Genomic DNA, 19,595 nt, shown 5'->3' on the forward strand with positions numbered 1-19,595 from the left:
AGAAGGAGAGATGCCATGCGAATGCTGGCGAATGGCTTGCTCGGGCTGGCGATGCTCGCGCTTCCCGCGGCGGCGGCAGAAGAGCCCTATAATGCCAAGGTCACGCTGGTATTCGACCACGCGCTTCCGAATGTGCCCGGCAAGAGCGTACGCGGCGTCCTGGTCGAATACGGACCGGGAGGCCACAACCCATCGCATACCCATCCGAAGAGCGCGTTCATCAGCGCGACGGTGATCGAAGGCAGCATCAAGAGCCAGATCAACGATGGACCGGTCAAGGTCTACGAGACCGGCGAGAACTGGATCGAGGTGCCCGGCGACCACCACCGGGTGAGCGCGAACGCCAGCGAAACGGAGCCGGCAAAGCTGCTGGCGGTCTTCGTGGTCGACACGGACGAAACGGAACTGACGACTTTCGACGATTGAGAAAGTCGATGCGACCGACGGCGGAATGATCGCCGTCATCACCTTTCCCCAGGAGCAGGACTGTCCTGCCGGTAGAATTCTCTCAAAGAAGGAGCTTAGCCATGCGCGTCGTCATCATCGGAGGCACCGGCCTGATCGGAACCAAGGTTGCCGCACTTCTGAGGCGGGAAGGGCACGACGTCCTGCAGGCGTCGCCTGCGACGGGCGTGAACGCGCTGACGGGCGAAGGCCTGGCCGGCGCGCTCAAGGGCGCCGAGGTGGTCGTTGATCTCGCCAACTCGCCATCGTTCGAGCCGAGTGCCGTTCTTTCGTTCTTCGAGCAGGCGACGTCGAACCTGATCGAGGCGGAAAAGGCTGCTGCCGTTCCCCATCACGTGGCCCTCTCCATCGTGGGTATCGAGCGGTCGCCCGACAACGGCTATTTCCCGGGCAAGGTTGCGCAGGAAGCTGTCGTGAAGAGGGGCGGTGTTCCCTACACCATCATCCGGTCGACCCAGTTCATGGAATTCATGAGCGGCATCGTCGATGGCGCGACGACCGGCCAGACCGTTCACGCTTCGCCCGGCGCGTTCCAGCCGATCGCCGCCGACGACGTCGCGGCCTTCGTGGCCGAAGCTGCAGTCTCGGCCCCCTTGAACCGGACTATCGAAATCGCCGGTCCCGAGAAGAAGCCGATGAGCGAATTCCTCTCGGGCTATCTTGCCGCCACCCATGATGCGCGCACCGTCGTCATCGACAAGGACGCGCGGTATTTCGGCTCCCTCGTCGACGACCAGTCCCTGGTTCCGCTCGGGCCGGCAAAACTCGGCAAGCTGGACGTCAAGACCTGGTTCAGGCAACGCACCCAAACCGCTGCCTGACTTCAGGAACGCTGGCGGTCGGGGACGCTCTTGCCCCCGGCCGATTTCGCTTTCGAGCGACCCCTTGTCGTTGGTGTTCGTGTGATGGGCCGATGGCGGCCTCCGTACATTGCCTGATGGCCTCCGTACGACGATTCGAGCCATTTACGGTGCCCGCCCATTTCTCGCTTTCCTGATTGCTGAAACGCAAACATGCGACAATTAGGCGTGGCGGGGAGGCTGGTCATGCCGGGGCGTGCTTGGTAAGGCTCGCCTCGAGAGGGATCGATGAAGAGACGGATGCAACAGCGCAGGAGCGGAATGGTGGCCTTGGCCGCCGTCGTGCTGTTTTCGTTGCAGGCCCTTCTCGGCACGTTCGCTTTTGCAGCCGGCGCCGGCCCGTCGATGGTCGATGCGTTCGGCAACCCGCTCTGCATCACCCACACCGAAGAACAGCAGCCGGCGTCCGCGCCGGGCACGGACCGGTCGCTTGCGCCGGACTGCTGCACGCTTGCCTGTGGTGTGGCGACAGGCTTTGTTCCGACCGACCGCGCCGTTGCGGTCCTCTTCAATCCGCTCGCGCAGCCTTCGCAGCGGATGTTCTATGGCACCTCCGAGCCCATCGGTCCGGCCTATGACGATCTTCCCGGCCATCCTCGCGGGCCCCCTGCGGCTGCCTGATCGCGGGCCGGTACCTGACAAGACCGACATGACACGATGAACCCCGCGCGCCTGCGGTCGGGGAGGGGGGCGCCGCAGGGCTTCCTCCGGCAGCAGACGCCATCTGACCTGTCATCGGTCGCGCCCCCCGGCCCCCCCCCCCCCCCCCCGCGATCCCGCTATCGTTTCCTTTTTCCTTTCCGAACCTTGCCGGCAGGATGACCGGCTCTATTGGAGACTGACCATGTTCAAGAGAACACTTGCCACCGCTGCCGTCCTCGCGCTCGGTGCGGGAACTGCCTTCGCCCATGTTTCGCTGCAACTGAAGGAGGCGCCGGTCGGCTCGACCTACCGGGCGATCTTCCAGGTGCCGCACGGCTGCGAAGGCAAGCCGACGCTCACGGTGCGCGTGCAGATCCCCGAGGGCGTGATCGCGGTCAAGCCGCAGCCGAAGGCCGGCTGGACGCTGGAGAAGGTCAAGGGCGCCTATGCGAATTCCTACGATTACTATGGCACGCCGACCAGCGAAGGGGTGAAGGAGGTCGTCTGGAGCGGCGGTAACCTCGCCGACGACGAATATGACGAGTTCGTCGTCCGGGCCTATCTGACGAAGGATCTGAAGGCCGGCGAAACGCTTTATTTCCCGGTCGTGCAGGAGTGCCCGGACGGCATGGCCGAACGCTGGATCGAGATCCCGGCCGAAGGCCAGTCGGCAGACGATCTCGAACTTCCCGCGCCGGGCGTAAAGCTGCTCGAGGCGGCTGGCGGCCATTAACATCCAGTCGGCCGGCGCCTCTCGGGCGCCGGCCATTCCCGTCACGCGGAGATTGTTCGTGCTCATTCCCAACCGCAGCCTTGGTCGGCCCGGCATCGTGGCATTCCTGGCCGGCATCCTCTGGTGCTGCCTGGCCGGCATGGCGCTGGCGCATGCGTCGCTGACGGCGGCGGTCCCGCCGGACGGGGCGGTCGTGGGGGCACCACCGAAAACGCTCTCGCTGTCCTTCAGCGAGCCGGTTTCGCCGCTGGTGCTGAAGCTCATCCTGCCCGACGGGCAGGCGAGGGCACTCGACGGGTTCGTCCTTCGCGACACAACGCTGGAGATCGCCGCGCCCGACGATCTCGGGCCGGGGACCCATGTGCTGACCTGGCGCGTCGTGTCAGAGGACGGGCATCCGGTCGCGGGGTCGACGATCTTTTCGATCGGCGCGCCGGGCACCGCGCCGCAGGCGGCAGCAGAAGCGATCGATTGGCCGGTGCGCTCCGCGCTGTGGCTGGCCAAGGTCGTGACGTATGCCGGCCTTTGCTTCGGCATCGGCGGCGTCTTCGCCGCGCGCTGGCTGATCGTCAATGAGGGCGGCGGCCCCCGGCTTGTCGGAGCGGCGACGTGGACCGGTCTCGGCGCGACCGTCCTCTCCCTCGGTCTGCAGGGCCTCGATGCCCTCGGTGCGCCGCTTGCCGGCCTCCTTGATCCGGCCGTGTGGAAGGCCGGCTTCGCAACGAGCTTCGGCGCGACCGTCGCGGTCCTGTCGGTGGCCTTCTGCCTCGCCGTCGTGGCGGGGCGATCCGGATCGGCGGTGCTGAACCGGACGGCGTCCCTTGCCGCGCTCGTTGCCGGGTGCGTTGCGCTGGCCTTGAGCGGACATGCGAGCGCGGCCGCTCCACAATGGCTGACGCGACCGGCGGTGTTCGTCCATGCGTTGACGATCGCGATCTGGGTCGGCGCGCTTCTGCCGCTGGCGTCCGCCCTGCGACGCGACAAGGATGCCGGCCGGCGGGCGCTCGGCCGGTTCTCCCGGCTGATCCCGTTCTGTGTCGCCCTTCTCGTTCTGGCGGGCCTGCTGCTGGCCGTGATCCAGGTCCGCGAGCCCGCTGCACTCCTTTCCACAGCCTATGGCAACGTGCTCCTGGCGAAGACCGGATTGCTGGCGGTTCTGTTCGGCCTCGTCGCCGTCAATCGCTGGATGCTCACCGGGCCTGCGGCGCGGGGGGGGCGCAAGGCCGTGCGCCGGCTTTTCCGGGCCGTCGTCGTCGAGACCCTGATCGTCGTTGCGATCTTCGCGGTCGCCGCGACCTGGCGGTTCACGCCGCCGCCGCGCGCGCTTGCCGTCGCGGCCGCCCAACCGGCCACCGTCCATATCCATTCCGACAAGGCGATGGTGGAGGTGACGGTCGCTCCGGGGCGTGCCGGGCCGGTCGAGATTTCGGCTGTGCTCCTTGGCGCCGACTTCAACCCGCTCAATGCCAAGGAGGTCACCTTCGTTCTTTCGAACGCGCAGGCAGGCGTCGAGCCGATGCGCAGGAAAGCCCAATTGCAGACGGACGGTACGTGGAAGGCCCGGGATGTCGTCATCCCCCTGGCCGGTCAATGGCAGGTGCGGATCGACGTTCTGGTCGGCGACTTCGAACTCCTGCGGCTGCAGGAAGCCATCGAGGTGCAGCCATGACCTGACGGCCAGGATGATCGAGATCGACGTTCCCGTGGCCACGCCCGGTTCCGCAAGCGTGGCCTGGGCGCAAATGTCGCAGGTCTTGTCAAACGTCAATTGAGATCGAGAACAACGCTCAAAGCCCGGCCGATGCAGCCACGTTGCGGTCCAGAACAGATCCGTAATCGTTTCTTGCGTCGGCGATGCGCGCCATGAACCGTCCCGGTCCTTGATCTCGCGCAAACCCTTCCGGCTTCGCCCCGCTAAGTTCCGGCCACGAATTGGTCGGGACATTGGAAAGGGACAGCGGGGCTATGAAGGGTAGGGAGTTCTTTCGGCATCCTGGAAGGGACAGCGGACCGGAGCCGTTGCGCGGCGCCTATTCCGTTCGCGGCGCAGCGATGCTGTTCAGGACTGGGCATCCTTTCCTGTCGGCGCCCTGCCCGTCGCGCAAGCGCGCCGACAGTGCGACCGCGATTTGCAGGAACGTCCTGCAATGAAGCTCGTCCGTCTCCTTCTTCTGCTCTGCGCAAGCCTGTGCTTCACGGCCTCCGCCAGCGCGCGATCCGTGCTGCAGGAGTATCTGCCCACCGTGACGGCTGCCGATATCGTGCCGGGCGCCGAAGGCTTCGGGCCGGTGCGCGAAGACCTGGCGGTGGCGCCGGTGCTGAAGGACGGAAAGACGGCGGCCTGGGTCTTCGTCACCTCGGATTTCGTGGGAACGACGGGCTATTCCGGCAAGCCGATCCATACGCTCGTGGCCGTGGGCCAGGATGCGAAGATCGTCGGCGTCCGTCTGGTCAAGCACTCCGAGCCGATCGTCCTGATAGGCATCCCGGAGGCGAAGGTCAAGGCGCTGGTCGAAGGCTATGCCGGCCTTGATCTCCTCGCCGAGGCGAAATCCGGTGGCACGGCACACGAGGTGGACATCATCTCGGGCGCGACGGTGACGGTGATGGTGATCGACGATTCGATCGTCCGGTCCGGGCTGAAGGTTGCGCGGGCGCTCGGCCTTGGCGGGCTCGCCCCGGAAGCGGCCAATGCCGGCCCGCGCTTCGAGATCGATCCCGAAGCCGCCCCGCCGACCGACTGGGTCGAGGCCGAAGGTGACGGGACGCTGCGCCGGCTGTCGCTGGACGTGGCACAGGTCAATGCCGCTTTCGCCGACCATCCCGACGAGCGCAGCCGCGAGCGGGCGATTGCGGAAGCACCGCAAACCACCTTCATCGACATGCAGGCGGCGCTGGTCTCGGTGCCCTCCATCGGCGCGGCCCTGCTCGGCAAGGCCGAGGAAGCCAACCTGCGCGGCTGGCTGGGCGCGGGAGAGAACGCCGTCGCCCTGTTCGGACGCGGGCTCTATTCCTTGAAGGGGTCCGGCTACGTGCGCGGCGGCATCTTCGACCGCATCGTGCTGATCCAGGACGATATCTCCGTACGCTTCCGCGACCGTGACCATCGCCGCCTCGGAGGCATCGCCCTTGCGGGCGCGCCGGAATTCTCCGAGATGGACCTGTTTCGCATCCCCGCCAATGTCGGCTTTGATCCGGCAAAGCCCTTTCGCATCCAGCTCCTGGCGCATCGCGAGGTCGGGCCGATCGAGAAGGTCTTCCATACGTTCGATCTCGCCTACCAACTGCCGCAGAAATACCTGCGCGCCGTCGCCCCGCCGGTAAAGGAAGTCGCTGCCGTCGCCGATCGTGACGAGGGGAGTGCGCAGACAGACCTGTGGAGGCGCATCTGGCAGGATTCGAAGCTGAAGATCGGGGTTCTGGCGTCGATGCTCGTCGTGCTTACGGGCGTGTTCTTCTTCCAGACCTATGCGGTTCGGAGCGCCCGCGGCTTCTACATCTTCCGCATGACCTTCCTGACGGCGACGCTGGTCTTCCTCGGCTGGTACGCCAATGCGCAGCTCTCCGTCGTCAACCTGATGGCGTTGTTCGGCAGCCTCGTGAACGGCTTCAGCTGGCAGGCCTTCCTGCTCGACCCGCTGACCTTCATCCTGTGGTTCGCCGTCGCCGCCGCGCTGCTGTTCTGGGGGCGGGGCGCCTATTGCGGCTGGCTCTGCCCCTTCGGCGCCCTGCAGGAACTGACCAACCAGATCGCGCGCAAGCTGCGCATCCCGCAATGGACGCTGCCCTGGGGTCTGCACGAGCGCCTCTGGCCGATCAAGTACATGATCTTCCTCGGCCTCTTCGGGGTGTCCCTGATCAGCGTCGAGCAGGCCGAGCATCTGGCCGAGATCGAGCCGTTCAAGACGGCGATCATCCTGAAGTTCATCCGCGCCTGGCCATTCGTCGCCTATGCCGCAGCCCTGCTGGTCGCCGGGCTCTTCGTCGAGCGGTTCTATTGCCGCTACCTCTGCCCGCTGGGTGCCGCGCTCGCGATCCCCGCACGGATCCGCATGTTCGACTGGCTCAAGCGCTACCACGAATGCGGAAACCCCTGCCAGACCTGCTCCAACCAGTGCCCGGTGCAGGCGATCCACCGCACCGGCGAGATCAACCCGAACGAGTGCATCAACTGTCTGCACTGCCAGGTGCTCTACCAGTCCGAAACCGTCTGCCCCGTCGTGATCAAGAAGATGAAATCGCGGGCCAAGCTAGCGGCGAGCCCTGGTGGCGCTCCGATCCACCAACCTGCAGCCAAGGTTTAACAAAGGAAGGAAAGCCGATCATGGAATCGAAGGACAACAAGGGGCTGAGCCGCCGTGCTCTCTTCAGCGCCACGGCAGGCACTGCCGTTCTGGCGGGCACGATGGGCCCGGCGGCGCTCGGCCTCGGAGCTGCGGGCCTGGCCACGCCTGCCCGTGCCGCCGGGGCCGACGGTTCGGTCGCGCCCGGCAAGCTGGACGACTACTACGGCTTCTGGTCCTCGGGCCAGACCGGCGAGATGCGCATTCTCGGCATCCCCTCGATGCGTGAGTTGATGCGGGTGCCGGTGTTCAACCGTTGCTCGGCCACCGGCTGGGGGCAGACCAACGAATCGATCCGCATCCACCAGCGCACGATGTCGGAGAAGACGAAGAAGCAGCTCGCCGCCAACGGCAAGCAGATCCACGACAACGGCGATCTGCACCATGTCCACATGTCCTTCACCGAGGGCAAGTACGACGGTCGCTTCCTGTTCATGAACGACAAGGCCAACACCCGTGTGGCGCGCGTGCGCTGCGATGTGATGAAGACCGACGCCATCCTGGAAATTCCCAATGCCAAGGGGATTCACGGCATGCGCCCGCAGAAATGGCCGCGTTCGAACTACGTGTTCTGCAACGGCGAGGACGAGGCGCCGCTCGTCAATGACGGCTCGACCATGACGGACGTCTCGACCTACGTGAACATCTTCACCGCCGTCGATGCCGACAAATGGGATGTGGCCTGGCAGGTGAAGGTTTCGGGCAACCTCGACAATTGCGAAGCCGACTACGAGGGCAAGTGGGCGTTTTCGACCAGCTACAACTCGGAAATGGGGATGACGCTGGAGGAGATGACGAAGTCCGAGATGGATCATGTCGTCGTCTTCAACCTCGCCGAGATCGAGAAGGCCATCGCAGCGGGCCAGTACGAGGAGATCAACGGCGTCAAGGTGCTGGACGGCCGCAAGGAGGCCAAGTCGCTCTTCACCCGCTATATCCCGATCGCGAACAACCCGCACGGCTGCAACATGGCGCCGGACAAGAAGCACCTGTGCGTTGCCGGCAAGCTCTCGCCCACCGTCACCGTGCTGGACGTGACGAAGTTCGACGCGCTGTTCTACGACAATGCCGAACCGCGCAGCGCGGTGGTGGCGGAGCCGGAACTGGGCCTCGGACCGTTGCACACCGCCTTCGACGGGCGCGGCAACGCCTATACGTCGCTCTTCCTCGACAGCCAGGTGGTGAAGTGGAACATCGAGGAGGCCATCCGCGCCTATGCCGGCGAGAAGATCGACCCGATCAAGGACAAGCTCGACGTCCAGTACCAGCCGGGCCACCTGAAGACGGTCATGGGCGAGACGCTGGATGCCGCCAACGACTGGCTGGTGTGCCTTTGCAAGTTCTCCAAGGACCGGTTCCTGAACGTCGGTCCGCTGAAGCCGGAGAACGACCAGCTCATCGATATCTCGGGCGACAAGATGGTGCTGGTGCATGACGGCCCGAATTTCGCCGAGCCGCATGACGCGATCGCCGTCGCGCCTTCGATCCTGCCGAACATCCGCTCGGTCTGGGACCGGAACGACCCGCTCTGGGCCGAAACCCGCAAGCAGGCCGACGCCGATGGCGTCAATATCGACGAATGGGCCGATGCCGTGATCCGCGACGGCAACAAGGTGCGCGTCTACATGACCTCGGTCGCGCCGAGTTTCAGCCTTGAGAGCTTCACGGTGAAGGAAGGCGACGAGGTCACGGTGATCGTCACCAACCTCGACGAGATCGACGACCTGACGCATGGCTTCACCATGGGCAACCATGGCGTGGCGATGGAGATCGGGCCGCAGCAGACGAGCTCGGTCACCTTCGTTGCGGCCAACCCCGGCGTCTACTGGTACTATTGCCAGTGGTTCTGCCATGCCCTGCACATGGAAATGCGCGGCCGCATGTTCGTGGAACCGAAGGAAGCCTGATCGATGCGCCTGCTCGCCCTTTTGATCGGCCTTCTTCTCGCCTCGCCGCTTGCCGCGGCGGAGCGCGAGGTCATGCCGGGAGAGGGCAGCCTTGCGGCTGCCATCGCCGGGGCTCTGCCCGGCGATGTGCTGAAACTGGGTGACGGGACCTATGCCGGCCCCGTCACCATCGACCGGCCGCTCACCATCGCCGGCCCGCGCGGGGCGGTGGTGGACGGGCAGGGCCAGGGCAGCGTAGTGACGATCTCCGCGCCGGACGTGACCCTCACGGGCTTTGCCGTCACCGGGTCGGGCCGCGTGAACCAGGACCTCGACGCAGGGGTGAAGATCCTCCAGGGCGCCGACCGCGCCCGCATCGAGAGGCTGCTCGTCACCGGCAACATGCACGGCATCGACGTGCATGGCGGCCGTGACGCCATCGTCAGGGAAAACGAGATCGTCGGCCTGAACAGCCGGCACATGAACGAACGCGGCAACGGCATCTATGTCTGGAACAGCCCCGGCACGCTGCTGGAGGGCAACGTCATCCGCTACGGCCGCGACGGCATCTTTTCCAACGCCAGCGCCGACAGCGTCTATCGCGGCAACATCATGCGCGACCTGCGTTTCGGCGTGCACTTCATGTACACCCGCAACACCGAGGTCTCCGGCAATGTCTCGGTCGGGAATCATCTCGGCTTCGCCATCATGTTCTCCAACCGGGCGAAGATCCTCAACAATCTCAGCCTCGGCGACCGCGAGCACGGGCTGATGCTGAACTATGCCAACAATGCCGACGTCACCGGCAATCTGGTGCGCGGGGGCACGAAGAAATGCCTGTTTATCTACAACGCCCACAAGAACCTCATCTGGGACAACCGTTTCGAGGGTTGCGGCATCGGCATTCATTTCACCGCCGGCTCGGAGAAGAACGTGCTGACCGGCAACGCCTTCATCGCCAATCGCGAGCAGGTGAGATATGTCGGCACCCGCAACATGGAGTGGAGCCATGAGGGGAAGGGCAATTTCTGGTCCGACCACCCGGCCTTCGACCTCAACGGCGACGGCATCGCCGACAGCTTCTACCGACCCAACGACCTGATGGACCAGATCCTCTGGTCGCAACCGGCCGCAAGCCTGCTCATCGGCTCGCCCGCCGTGCAGCTCGTGCGCTGGAGCCAGCGGGACTTTCCCGCCACCCTGCCCGGAGGCGTGCGCGACAGCGCGCCGCTGATGCGCCCCCTGACCATCTCCGTCCCGCCCGAAATCCTCGCCCATGAGGCAGAGGCCGCCGGCCGCTGGACCGAAGGAAATGACGATGACACCGACCCTGACGATCTCTCGACTCACTAAGGCCTTTCCGGGGAGGGCCGAAGCCGGCTTTCCGTTCGGAAAGGCACGAAGGCAGCGCATTCAGGCCGTAGAGGCGCTGAAGCAGGTCTCGCTGACGCTGGAGGCGGGAAAGCGCGCGGCCCTGCTCGGCCATAACGGCGCAGGCAAATCGACGATGATGAAAATCGTCCTCGGACTCATCCCGTTCGACAGCGGCGAGGTTTCGGTCTGCGGCGCGCGCCCCGGCTCGCCCGCCGCCCGGACGAGCGTCGCCTACCTGCCGGAAAACGTCGCCTTCCACCCGGCGCTCACCGGCGAGGAGCAGGTCCGCCACTATCTTTCGCTGCGGGGCGAAGATCCGCGCCAGGCGATGGAGATCCTGGCGCGCGTGGGTCTTGCGTCTGCCGCGCGGCGGCGGATCGGCACCTATTCCAAGGGCATGCGCCAGCGGGTGGGTCTCGCCCAGACACTGATCGGCCGCCCCCGCCTCCTGGTGCTGGACGAGCCGACCTCCGGCCTCGATCCAGTGTCGCGGCGCGACTTCTACGATCTGCTCGACGGGCTTGCCGCCGAGGGAACCGCCATCCTGCTTTCCTCCCACGTGCTGACCGAGGTGGAGGCGCGAACCGACCGCATCCTCATTCTTTCCGGCGGCGCACTGGTGGCGGAAGGCACGCTCGCCGAACTTCGCGCCCGCGCCGCACTCCCCGTCAGCCTTCTCGTCCGCCCCGCGCCCGGGCATGCGGCACGGCTGGCGATGGCCTTTCCCGAAGGCTCGCAGGACGGGGACGGTCTCCTGCGCCTTGCCTGCACGCAGGCCGAAAAGCTGCCGCTCCTCGCCCGCATCGCCACGCTCGGGACCGCGGTCGCCGACCTCGACGTGATCCCGCCGAGCCTTGAGGATATCTACAGCCATTTCAGCCGGAGGGACGGGCAATGAGCGGCGTTCTCGCCACGGCGATCTGCGAGTTCCGCATCGCGCTCCGCAACCGCTGGGTCTCCATCGCCACCGGCATGATGGTGCTCTTCGCGCTGGTGCTGGCCGCCGCCGGTTCCGCGCCGACCGGCGATGTCAGCGTGGACCGGCTGTCGGTGACCGTCGCCTCGCTCACCTCGCTCGCGGTCTATCTGGTGCCGCTCCTGGCACTCCTGATGAGCTTCGACGCGGTGGCCGGCGAGGTGGAGCGCGGCACGCTGCCGTTGCTGCTGACCTATCCGGTCTCGCGGCTGCAGATCCTGCTCGGCAAGCTCGTTGCGCATCTCGCCATCCTCGGCCTTGCGGCCGCCCTCGGCTATGGCGCGGCAGCGCTCGTCGCTGTCTGGTCCGATCCCGGCGCGCTTCAGGGCCTGGGCTCGCTCTGGCGCCTGATCTGGTCCTCGGTCCTGCTGGGTGCGACCTTCCTCGGTGCCGGCTACGCGCTCTCCTCGCTGGCGCGGCGGCCCTCCGGGGCGGCAGGGCTCGCCATAGCCCTCTGGTTGGTGGCGGTGGTTCTCTACGATCTCGCCTTGCTGGCGCTGATCGTCTCCGATGGCGGCGGGACCTTCACCACGCAGGCGCTGCCCCTGGCCCTGCTTGCCAATCCGGCCGATGCCTTCCGCGTCTTCAATCTCTCGGCGGCCGAGGCGGTCGCTGCGGCCGGCGGCATCGGCGGGGCGGCCGGGGCGATCCCGCTCTGGCAATCGGCCGCCTCGCTTCTCGTCTGGCCGCTCGCCGCCATCGCGCTTGCCGTCGCCGCTTTCCGGAGAGTCACTCCATGAGGAAACGCCTTCGCCACGCCCTGCTCCTTGCCGCGCTGGCGCTGATCTCCGCCTGCAAGGAGGAAGTGAGCCGCAACCTCACGCCGCAGGACATGACGCCCGACACGCTTGGCCACTACTGCCAGATGAACCTTCTGGAGCATCCCGGCCCCAAGGCGCAGGTCTTTCTGGATGGCTATCCCGCCCCGCTGTTCTTCAGCCAGGTGCGCGACGTCATCGCCTATGCCCGCGCACCCGAACAGGTCGCGCCGATCCTCGCCGTCTACGTCAACGACATGGGTGCGGCGGGGGCGACATGGGACCAGCCGGGCGAGGGCAACTGGATCGCCGCTGATGCGGCCTTCTATGTGGTCGGCTCGGCGCGGGAGGGCGGCATGGGGGCGCCGGAAACCGTGCCCTTCTCCAGCCGGGAGCGGGCCGAGGCCTTCGCCCGGACCGAGGGCGGCCGTGTGCTGGCGCTGACCGATATCACCGACGACATGGTGCTTGTGCCGGTCGAGACCGGTGAAGACCGCGAGGCCGGCGACGAAGACTACCGCGACCGCCTGCAAATCCTGTCCCATCCAGCCGGAGGCTGAACCATGACGATCACCCGCCGCCGCCTGATTGCGATCTCCGCGGTTCTCGCCATCCTGCCCGCCGTCGCCCGTGCCGATCGGGGGACCGCCCGCCTCTGGACCGGACAGGCGCTCGGTGCGCGCGCCTCGATCCGCCTCGACCATCCCGATGGCGAGGCCATCGCCGCCCGGGTCATGGCCGAGATCGACCGGCTGGAAGACATTCTCAGCCTCTACCGCCCGGACAGCGCGCTCTCGCGGCTGAACCGCGAGGGGAATCTCTCGGCCCCGCCATTCGAACTGCTGGAGTGCCTGTCGCTGGCGGGTGCGGTGCATCGGGCCAGCGGCGGACGGTTCGATCCGACCGTGCAGCCGCTCTGGGCGCTCTGGGCGCAATCCGCCGCCGACGGGCGGCGACCCGATGCGGCGGCGATCGAAGAGGTGCGGCGCAGGACCGGCTGGGACAAGGTGGAGCTCGACACCGCGGCGATCGTCCTGCGGCCCGGCATGGCCCTGACACTGAACGGCATCGGCCAGGGCTATGTCGCCGACCGGGTCGCCACGCTCCTGGAATCCGAAGGCTTGACCGACATCCTGATCGATACCGGAGAGTTCCGCGCGCTCGGCGGCAGGCCGGAGAGCAACCCGGGGGAGGGATGGCCGGTGCGCCTGGAGACGGGCGAACGCCTGGTGCTGCGCCAGCGGGCGCTCGCCACGTCCGCCCCCCTCGGCACGACGTTCGACCAGAGCGGAAAGGACGGCCATATCCTCGACCCCGCCACCGGCATGCCGGGACCTTCTCGCTGGCGCGCAGTCTCGATCTCCGCCCCCTCCGCGGCCATTGCCGACGCGCTGGCCACGGCCGCCTGCCTGATGCCTGACGCCGGATCGATCTCCGCCATGATCGAGCGCTTCGAGGAAGCGCGTCTCGAAGCCAGCACCTGATTGAAGCGACGTGCCTGACCGGCGGCTATGCCCGCCGCCCGTTTTCGCGGTGGAAGAGCATCAGGATGGCGCAAAGGATGATGGTGGCGCCGACGACCACGTCCATCCTGATCGGTTCGCCGAAGAGGACGAGGCCGAAGAACAGGGCGGCCGGCAGCCGGACGAAGTCGACGACGACGAGGAGCGATGCGTCGGCGAGCTTCATCGCCCGGGCGAAGGCAAGCTGGGCCAAAAGGCCGCCGACGCCCTGCAGCGCCATCAGTCCCAGCACAGGGAGGGAAGGGGTCTTCCAGACCGGAATTGCGATCAGAAGCGCGACCGGGACGGTGATGACGAGATTGAGCCAGGCAATGCGCAGCGGATCCTCGCGATTGGCCGAGACCTTCATCAGCAGCGCCACGGCCGCAAGCCCGATCGCGCCGGCGAGAGCCCAGAGCGCGCCCGTGTCGAGCGTACCGGATCCGGGTTGCAGCACGATCAGCACGCCGGCGAAGCCGAGGACGAGGGCTGCGACACGGGCGGCGAAGAACGCCTCTCCGAGAAACAGGACCGAGCCGAGCATCACGAAGAGCGGCATGGTGAAGGCGATCGCCGTGGCGGAGGCAAGCGGCATCTGCGTGACCGCCATGAAGCCGGCGAAAAGCGCCAGGAGCTTGATGACCGCGCGGATGGCATGCACCCAGAAGGACATGTTCGGATCGCCGTGCAGCCTGCCGCGGGGAAAGATCGCGTAGAGCGCAACAAGGCTGAACAGGTTGCGGAAGAAGACGATCCCGAGAGGGTGGATCTCGCCCGCGATCAGTCGCACGATCACGCCGTCCATGGCCGCGACAAGGGAGTTGCCGGCCATGAACAGCGCGCCCGCGAGGATGGCGGGCATGGCATGGGATCTCATGCGGGCAACGACACGGCCGCCTGCGCGGTCTCCCATTTCGGGCGCGGCGTCGCATTCATCAGCTGCCGTGTGTAGGCATGCTGCGGATTGCGGAAGATGTCCTCGGTCCTTGCGTGCTCCACGATCGCCCCGCTCTTCATGACGATGATGCGGTCGGCGAAGTGGCGCACGATCGGCAGGTCATGCGTGATGAAGATGTAGGCAAGCCCGAGACGGTCGCGCAGTTGCGCCAGGAGATCGATGACCTGGACCTGCACGGAGACGTCGAGGGCCGAGACCGCTTCGTCGCAGACGATCAGTTCCGGCTCGCAGGCGAGCGCCCGGGCGATCGCGATGCGCTGGCGCTGGCCGCCGGAAAACTGGTGCGGGTAGCGGTCGGCATGTTCCGGCTTCAGCCCGACGAGGCCGAGCAGTTCGACGACGCGGTCACGCCATCGCGGCTTGTCGAGGATGTCCTTGTGGATGCGCCACGGCTCGGAGACGATGTCGAAGATCGTCATGCGCGGGTTCATCGAGCTGTAGGGGTCCTGGAACACCATCTGCACCTTGCGGCGGAACATCAGCAGTTCCTTCGCGTCCATCTTGAAGATGTCGCGGCCGTGAAACAGCGCCTCGCCGCTCGAAACCTCGTTCAGGCGCAGCAGCACGCGCGCCACCGTGGATTTGCCGGAGCCGCTTTCGCCGACGATGCCGACGGTCTCGCCCTTTGCGACGGTGAAGCTCAGGTCTTTCACCGCATGCAGTTGCGCATGCCTGGCGAGGAAGCCCCCGGGGAGGCCGTAGAACTTGTTGAGGTCTTTCACCTCCAGGATCGGCTTGCCTTTCTCGGCGGTCGACCGGCGGCCTGTGCCGCCAGCCGTGTCGTGCGGAAGGGCGTTGATGAGGGTACGGGTGTAGCTGTGCTGCGGATTTTCAAAGACGGCGCGGGCCTCACCTTCCTCGACGATCCGGCCGGAGTTCATGACGATGACGCGGTCGGCCATCGAGGCTGCGACTTCGAGGTCGTGGGTGATCATGATGATCGCCAGCCCGTCCTCGGCCTGCAGCTTCTTCAGGAGATCGAGGATCTGTGCCTGCACGCTGACGTCGAGCGCGGTCGTCGGCTCGTCGGCGATCAGGACCTCCGGACGCAGCGCGATCGCCATGCCGATCATGATGCGCTGGCGCTGGCCGCCGGAGAACTGGTGCGGATACTGGTCGATGCGCTTTTCCGGCTCGGGAATGCCGACGCGACCGAGAATGTCGATCGCCCTGACGCGCGCATCCGCGCCGGTCGCCACGCCATGAGCGGAGAAGACCTCCGCCATCTGCCAGCCGATCGGGTAGACGGGATTGAGATGCGATAGCGGATCCTGAAAGATCATGGCGATCTTCTTGCCGTTCAGGTCGCGCCGTTCCTCGACACCGCAGTCATCGAGGTTCTTGCCGCGATAGGTGATGGTGCCTGAACAGATTTCGCCGGGCGGCGTATCGATCAGGCCCATGATGGCGCTGGCGCTCACCGATTTGCCGGAACCGGATTCGCCCAGGATCACCAGCGTCTCGCCGGCATCGACATGGAAGCTGACGCCATTGGTGGCCCTGAAGGCGCCGCCGAGCGACAGGAAATCGACGGTGAGGTCCTTCACCTCGAGCAGATGCGCAGCCGGCAGGTGGGGGGCGGTCATGTGCGTTTCTCCGGAATTGCCTTTTTCGAGCGGGCAAGCTCGATGCGCCAGCGCTGCTGCGGATCGGCATAGGTGCGCCACCAGTTGGAGAGAATATTGAGCGACAGCGTCGTGAGCAGGATGGCGAGGCCCGGCCAGAATGCGATCCACCAGGCATTTGCGAGATAGCCGCGGCCGGTCGCCACCATGGCGCCCCAGGTGAATTCCGGCGCCTGGATGCCGAGACCGAGGAAGCTCAGCGAGGATTCGGCCAGAACCACGGTGGCAAAATCGATGGCGCCGATCGTCACCAGCGTCGGCAGGACGATCGGGGCGATATGGCGGAAGACGATCCGCATATGCCCGGCTCCCAAGGCCATCGCCGCGCTGACGAACATGCGCTCGCGCACTTCAAGAACCTCGGCGCGTGTCGTTCGCAGATAGATCGGGATCCGGGTCACGGCCAGGACGATGATGAGGTTGGTGACCGACGGGCCGAGGCTGAAGAGCACGATCAGGGCCAGGAGCAGCGAGGGGAAGCTCATGACGATGTCGGCGACGCGCAGGATGACGCTGCTCAACAGCCCGCGGGAATAGCCCGCGATCAGGCCCAGGAACCCGCCGATCAGCATCGAGAAGAACACCGCGAACAGGGCGATGCCCAGCGTGTTCTGCGCGCCGACGATCAGGCGGGCCAGGAGGCTGCGCCCGAGCGTGTCGGCGCCAAGCACATAGGCCCAGCCCTGGTCCAGGCTGAACGGCGCCATGTTGCGGGCGCGGAAGTTCGGCTTGTCGATCAGGTTGCCCATCAGCCAGGGGCCAAAGACGGCACAGAGGACGACGAGCGCCAGAAACATCACGGCGGCCAGCGCCAGCTTGTTGCGGGCAATCAGCCGGAGGACCTGGAAACGCCCGGCGGCCTTCGGTTTGGTGTCTGCGGGGATGGTCATCGCTGGCATACTCATTTCGCTTGAAACCTGATGCGCGGATCGAGCCTTGCATAGAGGAGGTCGATCAGGATGTTGAGGACGAAGATCGCAATGGCGGTGATCAGCACGGTCGCCTGGATCAGGGCAAAGTCACGTCGGATGATCGCGTCGATCATCAGCTTGCCGATGCCCGGCCATCCGAAGATGGATTCGACCACGACGGCGCCGTTGACGAGGCTGGCGGCGAGATCGCCGGCGACGGTGATGACCGGCAGCAGCGAGTTCCGGAGCGCATGACGAAAGATGATCCGCGAGCGCTGCACGCCCTTGGCGCGCGCCGTCTTCACGTAAGGCGACGCCAGCGCGCTGATCATCGTGCCGCGCACCACCTGCACCAGCAGGCCGAAGGGGCGTAACGTCAGCACGAAGATCGGCATGATCCAGTGCAGCGGCGTGCCGGTGCCCGAGGTCGGCAGGAGGCCAAGGCCAACGGAGAAGACGAGGATGGCGACGATCGCGACCCAGAAATCCGGTGCGCTGGCGCCGGCGAGCGATGCCGTGCTGGCGAGACGGTCGAACAGGCTGTCGGGCTTTGCCGCTGCCAGCGAGCCGACGACGATCGCGAGCGTCAGCGCCAGCGACATGGCGATGGCGGCAAGCTTCAGCGTCTGCGGAAAGGCTTCCAGCGCCACTTCCATCGCCGGCCGGTTGCGGCTCAGCGCCGTACCGAAGTCGAGATTGGCGACGCCGAGCAGATAGCGACCGAACTGGACGTAGATCGGATCGTTGAAGCCGTTGGCTTCGGAGAAGGCCTGCCGCTGCGCCTCGGAGGAATCCAGCGGCAGATAGAGATAGGCCGGATCGCCGGTCAGGCGCGACAAGAAGAAGACGAGGACGAGCAGGCCGATCACCGCGATCAGGCTCTGGGCCGAACGTCTCAGGATAAAGCCAAACACAGCCATTTCCTTCCACAGCGATAACGAAGAAGGCACGGCGGTACGACCGCCGTGCCCTGGACGAGATTAGTCCTTCAGCTTGATCTGAGACAGCGCGATTTCGCTGTTCGTCTTCAGGTCAGGCTTCCAGTCGAGGCGGGAGCCGACGCGGACGTAACCGATCATGTGGTACATCGGGACGTCGGCGACGATCTCGTCATGAACCTTGAGGAAGGCTTCCTGGAAGAGCTTTTCACGCTCGGTGCCGGTCGCAGCCATCGCCTTCTTCAGGATGACGTCGAGTTCCGGAACGGCGATCGTCGAATATTGCCCCTCGCTCAGGAACATGACCGGTGCGGTGAAGCCCGCATCGCCGGTGTTGTTGTCGTGCTGCTGCTGGAACAGCGTCGGACCGCGGCCCTCGGGGAAGGGCTTGTCGAGATAGCGGACCCAGTCTGCGGCTTCGAGCTGGCGCAGCGAGACGTTGAGGCCGATTTCCTGCCACATGGCCATCATCGCTTCCAGCGACTCGGCGGAATTAGGGAAGAAGCCGTTGCGGCCGATGAGGACGATCTCGGTGTCGACCGGAACGCCGTCTGCCTTGGCTTCCTCGATCAGCTTCCTAGCCTGGTCGGGATCATAGGGCCAGGGCTTGATGTCGGGGTTGTGACCCAGTACGCCCGGAACCACCATCTGCGATGCCCTGAGCACGTCCTTGCCGAACAGCGCTTCGCCCATGCCGTCCCAGTCGATGGCGAGGTTGAGCGCCTTGCGGACCCGGACGTCGTTGAGCGGCGGAATCTCCGCATCGATGCGCATGCGGGTCGTCTCGGAATTCAGATAGGCGAAGTCGGTGTCGGTGTTGGTGGCGTCCTGCACGGCGAGCGACGGCGTCATGTCGGCTTCGCCGGATTCCACCATGGCGGCGCGGATGGCGGATTCGCTGCGCCAGACATAGGTCGCCTTGGCCACTTCGGGCTTGTCGCCCCAGTAGCTGTCGCTGCGGACGAGAACGATCTCCTCGTTGGTGGCACTTTCCAGCGTATAGGGGCCAGTGCCGACAGGCGCATTGGTCTCGGCATCGAAGGGCATGTTCGGGGAAACGATCTGAACCGTGCCGAGCAGGGTGGGCATGATCGGGACCGGGCTGTCGGAGGTGATCTCGAGCGTCGTGGCGTCGATGGCCTTCGGCGTCAGCTTGACGTCGCCGAACTTCGAGCGGCTGTCACAGGTGAGCTTGGGATTCATGAGCCGGTCGATCGACTTGGCGACGGCTTCGGCATTGAACTCCGCGCCGTCCTGGAACTTGACGCCGGATTTCAGATGGATGCGCCAGGTGAGGTCGTTGACCTGCTCCCAGCTTTCGGCGAGCCAGGGGGCGACGGTGCCTTTCTCCGGCTCGATGTTGGTCAGCGTTTCGGTGATGTTCGAGTTGATCACGCGTCCGATGTCGGAGCGGATCGAGCGACAGGGCTCGAGATTGGCGGGCTGTTCGGGCAGCACGATCTTGACCTCTCCCTCGGCCGCGTAAGCGACACCGGAGAGCAGGATCGATATCAGCGCAGCCGACACACCTTGCGAGAGCTTCATGGTCATTGTCATTTCTCCTCCTCATTAAAGACCGCGACATTGAATGTCGGCCTGCCTGGCGCCCGATGCGCAAGGCAGG

Annotated in this window: 17 protein-coding genes; 12 read left to right on the top strand and 5 right to left on the bottom strand. The window is 65.8% G+C overall.

Features of this window, described 5'->3' with window-relative positions:
- The first annotated feature begins 15 nt into the window (after positions 1-15).
- The 12 genes from LQK81_RS16770 to LQK81_RS16825 all read left to right on the top strand — a co-directional run bounded on the left by LQK81_RS16770 (position 16) and on the right by LQK81_RS16825 (position 13,521).
- Positions 16-426 carry a cupin domain-containing protein gene (locus tag LQK81_RS16770; protein WP_230807515.1) on the top strand — a complete coding sequence of 137 codons (411 nt, stop codon included), beginning with the start codon at positions 16-18 and terminating at the stop codon, positions 424-426.
- Between the two features lie 101 nt (positions 427-527).
- Positions 528-1,286, top strand: coding sequence for an SDR family oxidoreductase (locus LQK81_RS16775; RefSeq protein WP_230807516.1), 759 nt, complete (start codon positions 528-530; stop codon positions 1,284-1,286).
- Between the two features lie 309 nt (positions 1,287-1,595).
- On the top strand, positions 1,596-1,946 hold the full coding sequence (locus LQK81_RS16780) for a hypothetical protein (protein ID WP_230807517.1): 351 nt from the start codon (positions 1,596-1,598) through the stop codon (positions 1,944-1,946).
- Between the two features lie 223 nt (positions 1,947-2,169).
- Entirely contained in the window at positions 2,170-2,700 is a 531-nt protein-coding gene (locus LQK81_RS16785; RefSeq protein WP_230807518.1) for a YcnI family copper-binding membrane protein, read from the top strand.
- 58 nt (positions 2,701-2,758) lie between these two features.
- Positions 2,759-4,369, top strand: a complete 1,611-nt coding sequence (locus LQK81_RS16790; RefSeq protein WP_230807519.1) for a copper resistance CopC/CopD family protein — start codon at positions 2,759-2,761, stop codon at positions 4,367-4,369.
- Between the two features lie 478 nt (positions 4,370-4,847).
- Positions 4,848-7,004 (top strand): NosR/NirI family protein, encoded by a 2,157-nt coding sequence (locus LQK81_RS16795; RefSeq protein WP_230807520.1) that lies wholly within the window; start codon positions 4,848-4,850, stop codon positions 7,002-7,004.
- 20 nt (positions 7,005-7,024) lie between these two features.
- Positions 7,025-8,950, top strand: a complete 1,926-nt coding sequence (nosZ, locus tag LQK81_RS16800) for a TAT-dependent nitrous-oxide reductase (RefSeq protein ID WP_230807521.1) — start codon at positions 7,025-7,027, stop codon at positions 8,948-8,950.
- Positions 8,951-8,953: 3 nt separating this feature from the next.
- Positions 8,954-10,282, top strand: a complete 1,329-nt coding sequence (locus LQK81_RS16805) for a nitrous oxide reductase family maturation protein NosD (protein ID WP_230807522.1) — start codon at positions 8,954-8,956, stop codon at positions 10,280-10,282.
- Positions 10,248-11,201, top strand: coding sequence for an ABC transporter ATP-binding protein (locus tag LQK81_RS16810; RefSeq protein WP_230807523.1), 954 nt, complete (start codon positions 10,248-10,250; stop codon positions 11,199-11,201). The genes LQK81_RS16805 and LQK81_RS16810 overlap by 35 nt, the downstream gene beginning before the upstream one ends.
- Positions 11,198-12,019, top strand: coding sequence for an ABC transporter permease (locus LQK81_RS16815; protein WP_230807524.1), 822 nt, complete (start codon positions 11,198-11,200; stop codon positions 12,017-12,019). Before LQK81_RS16810 ends, LQK81_RS16815 begins: the two co-directional genes overlap by 4 nt.
- Positions 12,016-12,597 (top strand): nitrous oxide reductase accessory protein NosL, encoded by a 582-nt coding sequence (locus tag LQK81_RS16820; protein ID WP_230807525.1) that lies wholly within the window; start codon positions 12,016-12,018, stop codon positions 12,595-12,597. Before LQK81_RS16815 ends, LQK81_RS16820 begins: the two co-directional genes overlap by 4 nt.
- 3 nt (positions 12,598-12,600) lie before the next feature.
- Positions 12,601-13,521, top strand: coding sequence for an FAD:protein FMN transferase (locus LQK81_RS16825; protein WP_230807526.1), 921 nt, complete (start codon positions 12,601-12,603; stop codon positions 13,519-13,521).
- A 25-nt stretch (positions 13,522-13,546) separates the two neighbouring features.
- Here LQK81_RS16825 and LQK81_RS16830 read toward each other — a convergent pair whose 3' ends face one another.
- The 5 genes from LQK81_RS16830 to LQK81_RS16850 all read right to left on the bottom strand — a co-directional run bounded on the left by LQK81_RS16830 (position 13,547) and on the right by LQK81_RS16850 (position 19,522).
- Positions 13,547-14,416: a DMT family transporter gene (locus LQK81_RS16830; RefSeq protein WP_230807527.1), complete on the bottom strand. Its 870-nt coding sequence runs from the start codon at positions 14,414-14,416 to the stop codon at positions 13,547-13,549.
- On the bottom strand, positions 14,413-16,068 hold the full coding sequence (locus LQK81_RS16835; protein WP_442967154.1) for an ABC transporter ATP-binding protein: 1,656 nt from the start codon (positions 16,066-16,068) through the stop codon (positions 14,413-14,415). The genes LQK81_RS16830 and LQK81_RS16835 overlap by 4 nt, the downstream gene beginning before the upstream one ends.
- An 11-nt stretch (positions 16,069-16,079) precedes the next feature.
- On the bottom strand, positions 16,080-17,027 hold the full coding sequence (locus LQK81_RS16840) for an ABC transporter permease (RefSeq protein WP_442967149.1): 948 nt from the start codon (positions 17,025-17,027) through the stop codon (positions 16,080-16,082).
- Complete coding sequence (locus LQK81_RS16845; RefSeq protein WP_230807530.1) at positions 17,024-17,947, bottom strand: ABC transporter permease; 924 nt, start codon at positions 17,945-17,947, stop codon at positions 17,024-17,026. The genes LQK81_RS16840 and LQK81_RS16845 overlap by 4 nt, the downstream gene beginning before the upstream one ends.
- 66 nt (positions 17,948-18,013) lie before the next feature.
- On the bottom strand, positions 18,014-19,522 hold the full coding sequence (locus LQK81_RS16850) for an ABC transporter substrate-binding protein (RefSeq protein ID WP_230807531.1): 1,509 nt from the start codon (positions 19,520-19,522) through the stop codon (positions 18,014-18,016).
- Positions 19,523-19,595: the final 73 nt, after the last annotated feature.

It is taken from the genome of Rhizobium sp. GN54, from assembly GCF_021026345.1.
Classification (GTDB): Bacteria; Pseudomonadota; Alphaproteobacteria; order Rhizobiales; family Rhizobiaceae; genus Mycoplana.

Coding starts and splice junctions, on each gene's coding strand:
- LQK81_RS16770 (WP_230807515.1), top strand. CDS start 16: ATGCGAATGCTGGCGAATGGCTTGCTCGGGCTGGCGATGCTCGCGCTT.
- LQK81_RS16775 (WP_230807516.1), top strand. CDS start 528: ATGCGCGTCGTCATCATCGGAGGCACCGGCCTGATCGGAACCAAGGTT.
- LQK81_RS16785 (WP_230807518.1), top strand. CDS start 2,170: ATGTTCAAGAGAACACTTGCCACCGCTGCCGTCCTCGCGCTCGGTGCG.
- LQK81_RS16795 (WP_230807520.1), top strand. CDS start 4,848: ATGAAGCTCGTCCGTCTCCTTCTTCTGCTCTGCGCAAGCCTGTGCTTC.
- nosZ (WP_230807521.1), top strand. CDS start 7,025: ATGGAATCGAAGGACAACAAGGGGCTGAGCCGCCGTGCTCTCTTCAGC.
- LQK81_RS16805 (WP_230807522.1), top strand. CDS start 8,954: ATGCGCCTGCTCGCCCTTTTGATCGGCCTTCTTCTCGCCTCGCCGCTT.
- LQK81_RS16810 (WP_230807523.1), top strand. CDS start 10,248: ATGACACCGACCCTGACGATCTCTCGACTCACTAAGGCCTTTCCGGGG.
- LQK81_RS16815 (WP_230807524.1), top strand. CDS start 11,198: ATGAGCGGCGTTCTCGCCACGGCGATCTGCGAGTTCCGCATCGCGCTC.
- LQK81_RS16820 (WP_230807525.1), top strand. CDS start 12,016: ATGAGGAAACGCCTTCGCCACGCCCTGCTCCTTGCCGCGCTGGCGCTG.
- LQK81_RS16825 (WP_230807526.1), top strand. CDS start 12,601: ATGACGATCACCCGCCGCCGCCTGATTGCGATCTCCGCGGTTCTCGCC.
- LQK81_RS16830 (WP_230807527.1), bottom strand. CDS start 14,416: ATGAGATCCCATGCCATGCCCGCCATCCTCGCGGGCGCGCTGTTCATG.
- LQK81_RS16840 (WP_442967149.1), bottom strand. CDS start 17,027: ATGAGTATGCCAGCGATGACCATCCCCGCAGACACCAAACCGAAGGCC.
- LQK81_RS16850 (WP_230807531.1), bottom strand. CDS start 19,522: ATGACCATGAAGCTCTCGCAAGGTGTGTCGGCTGCGCTGATATCGATC.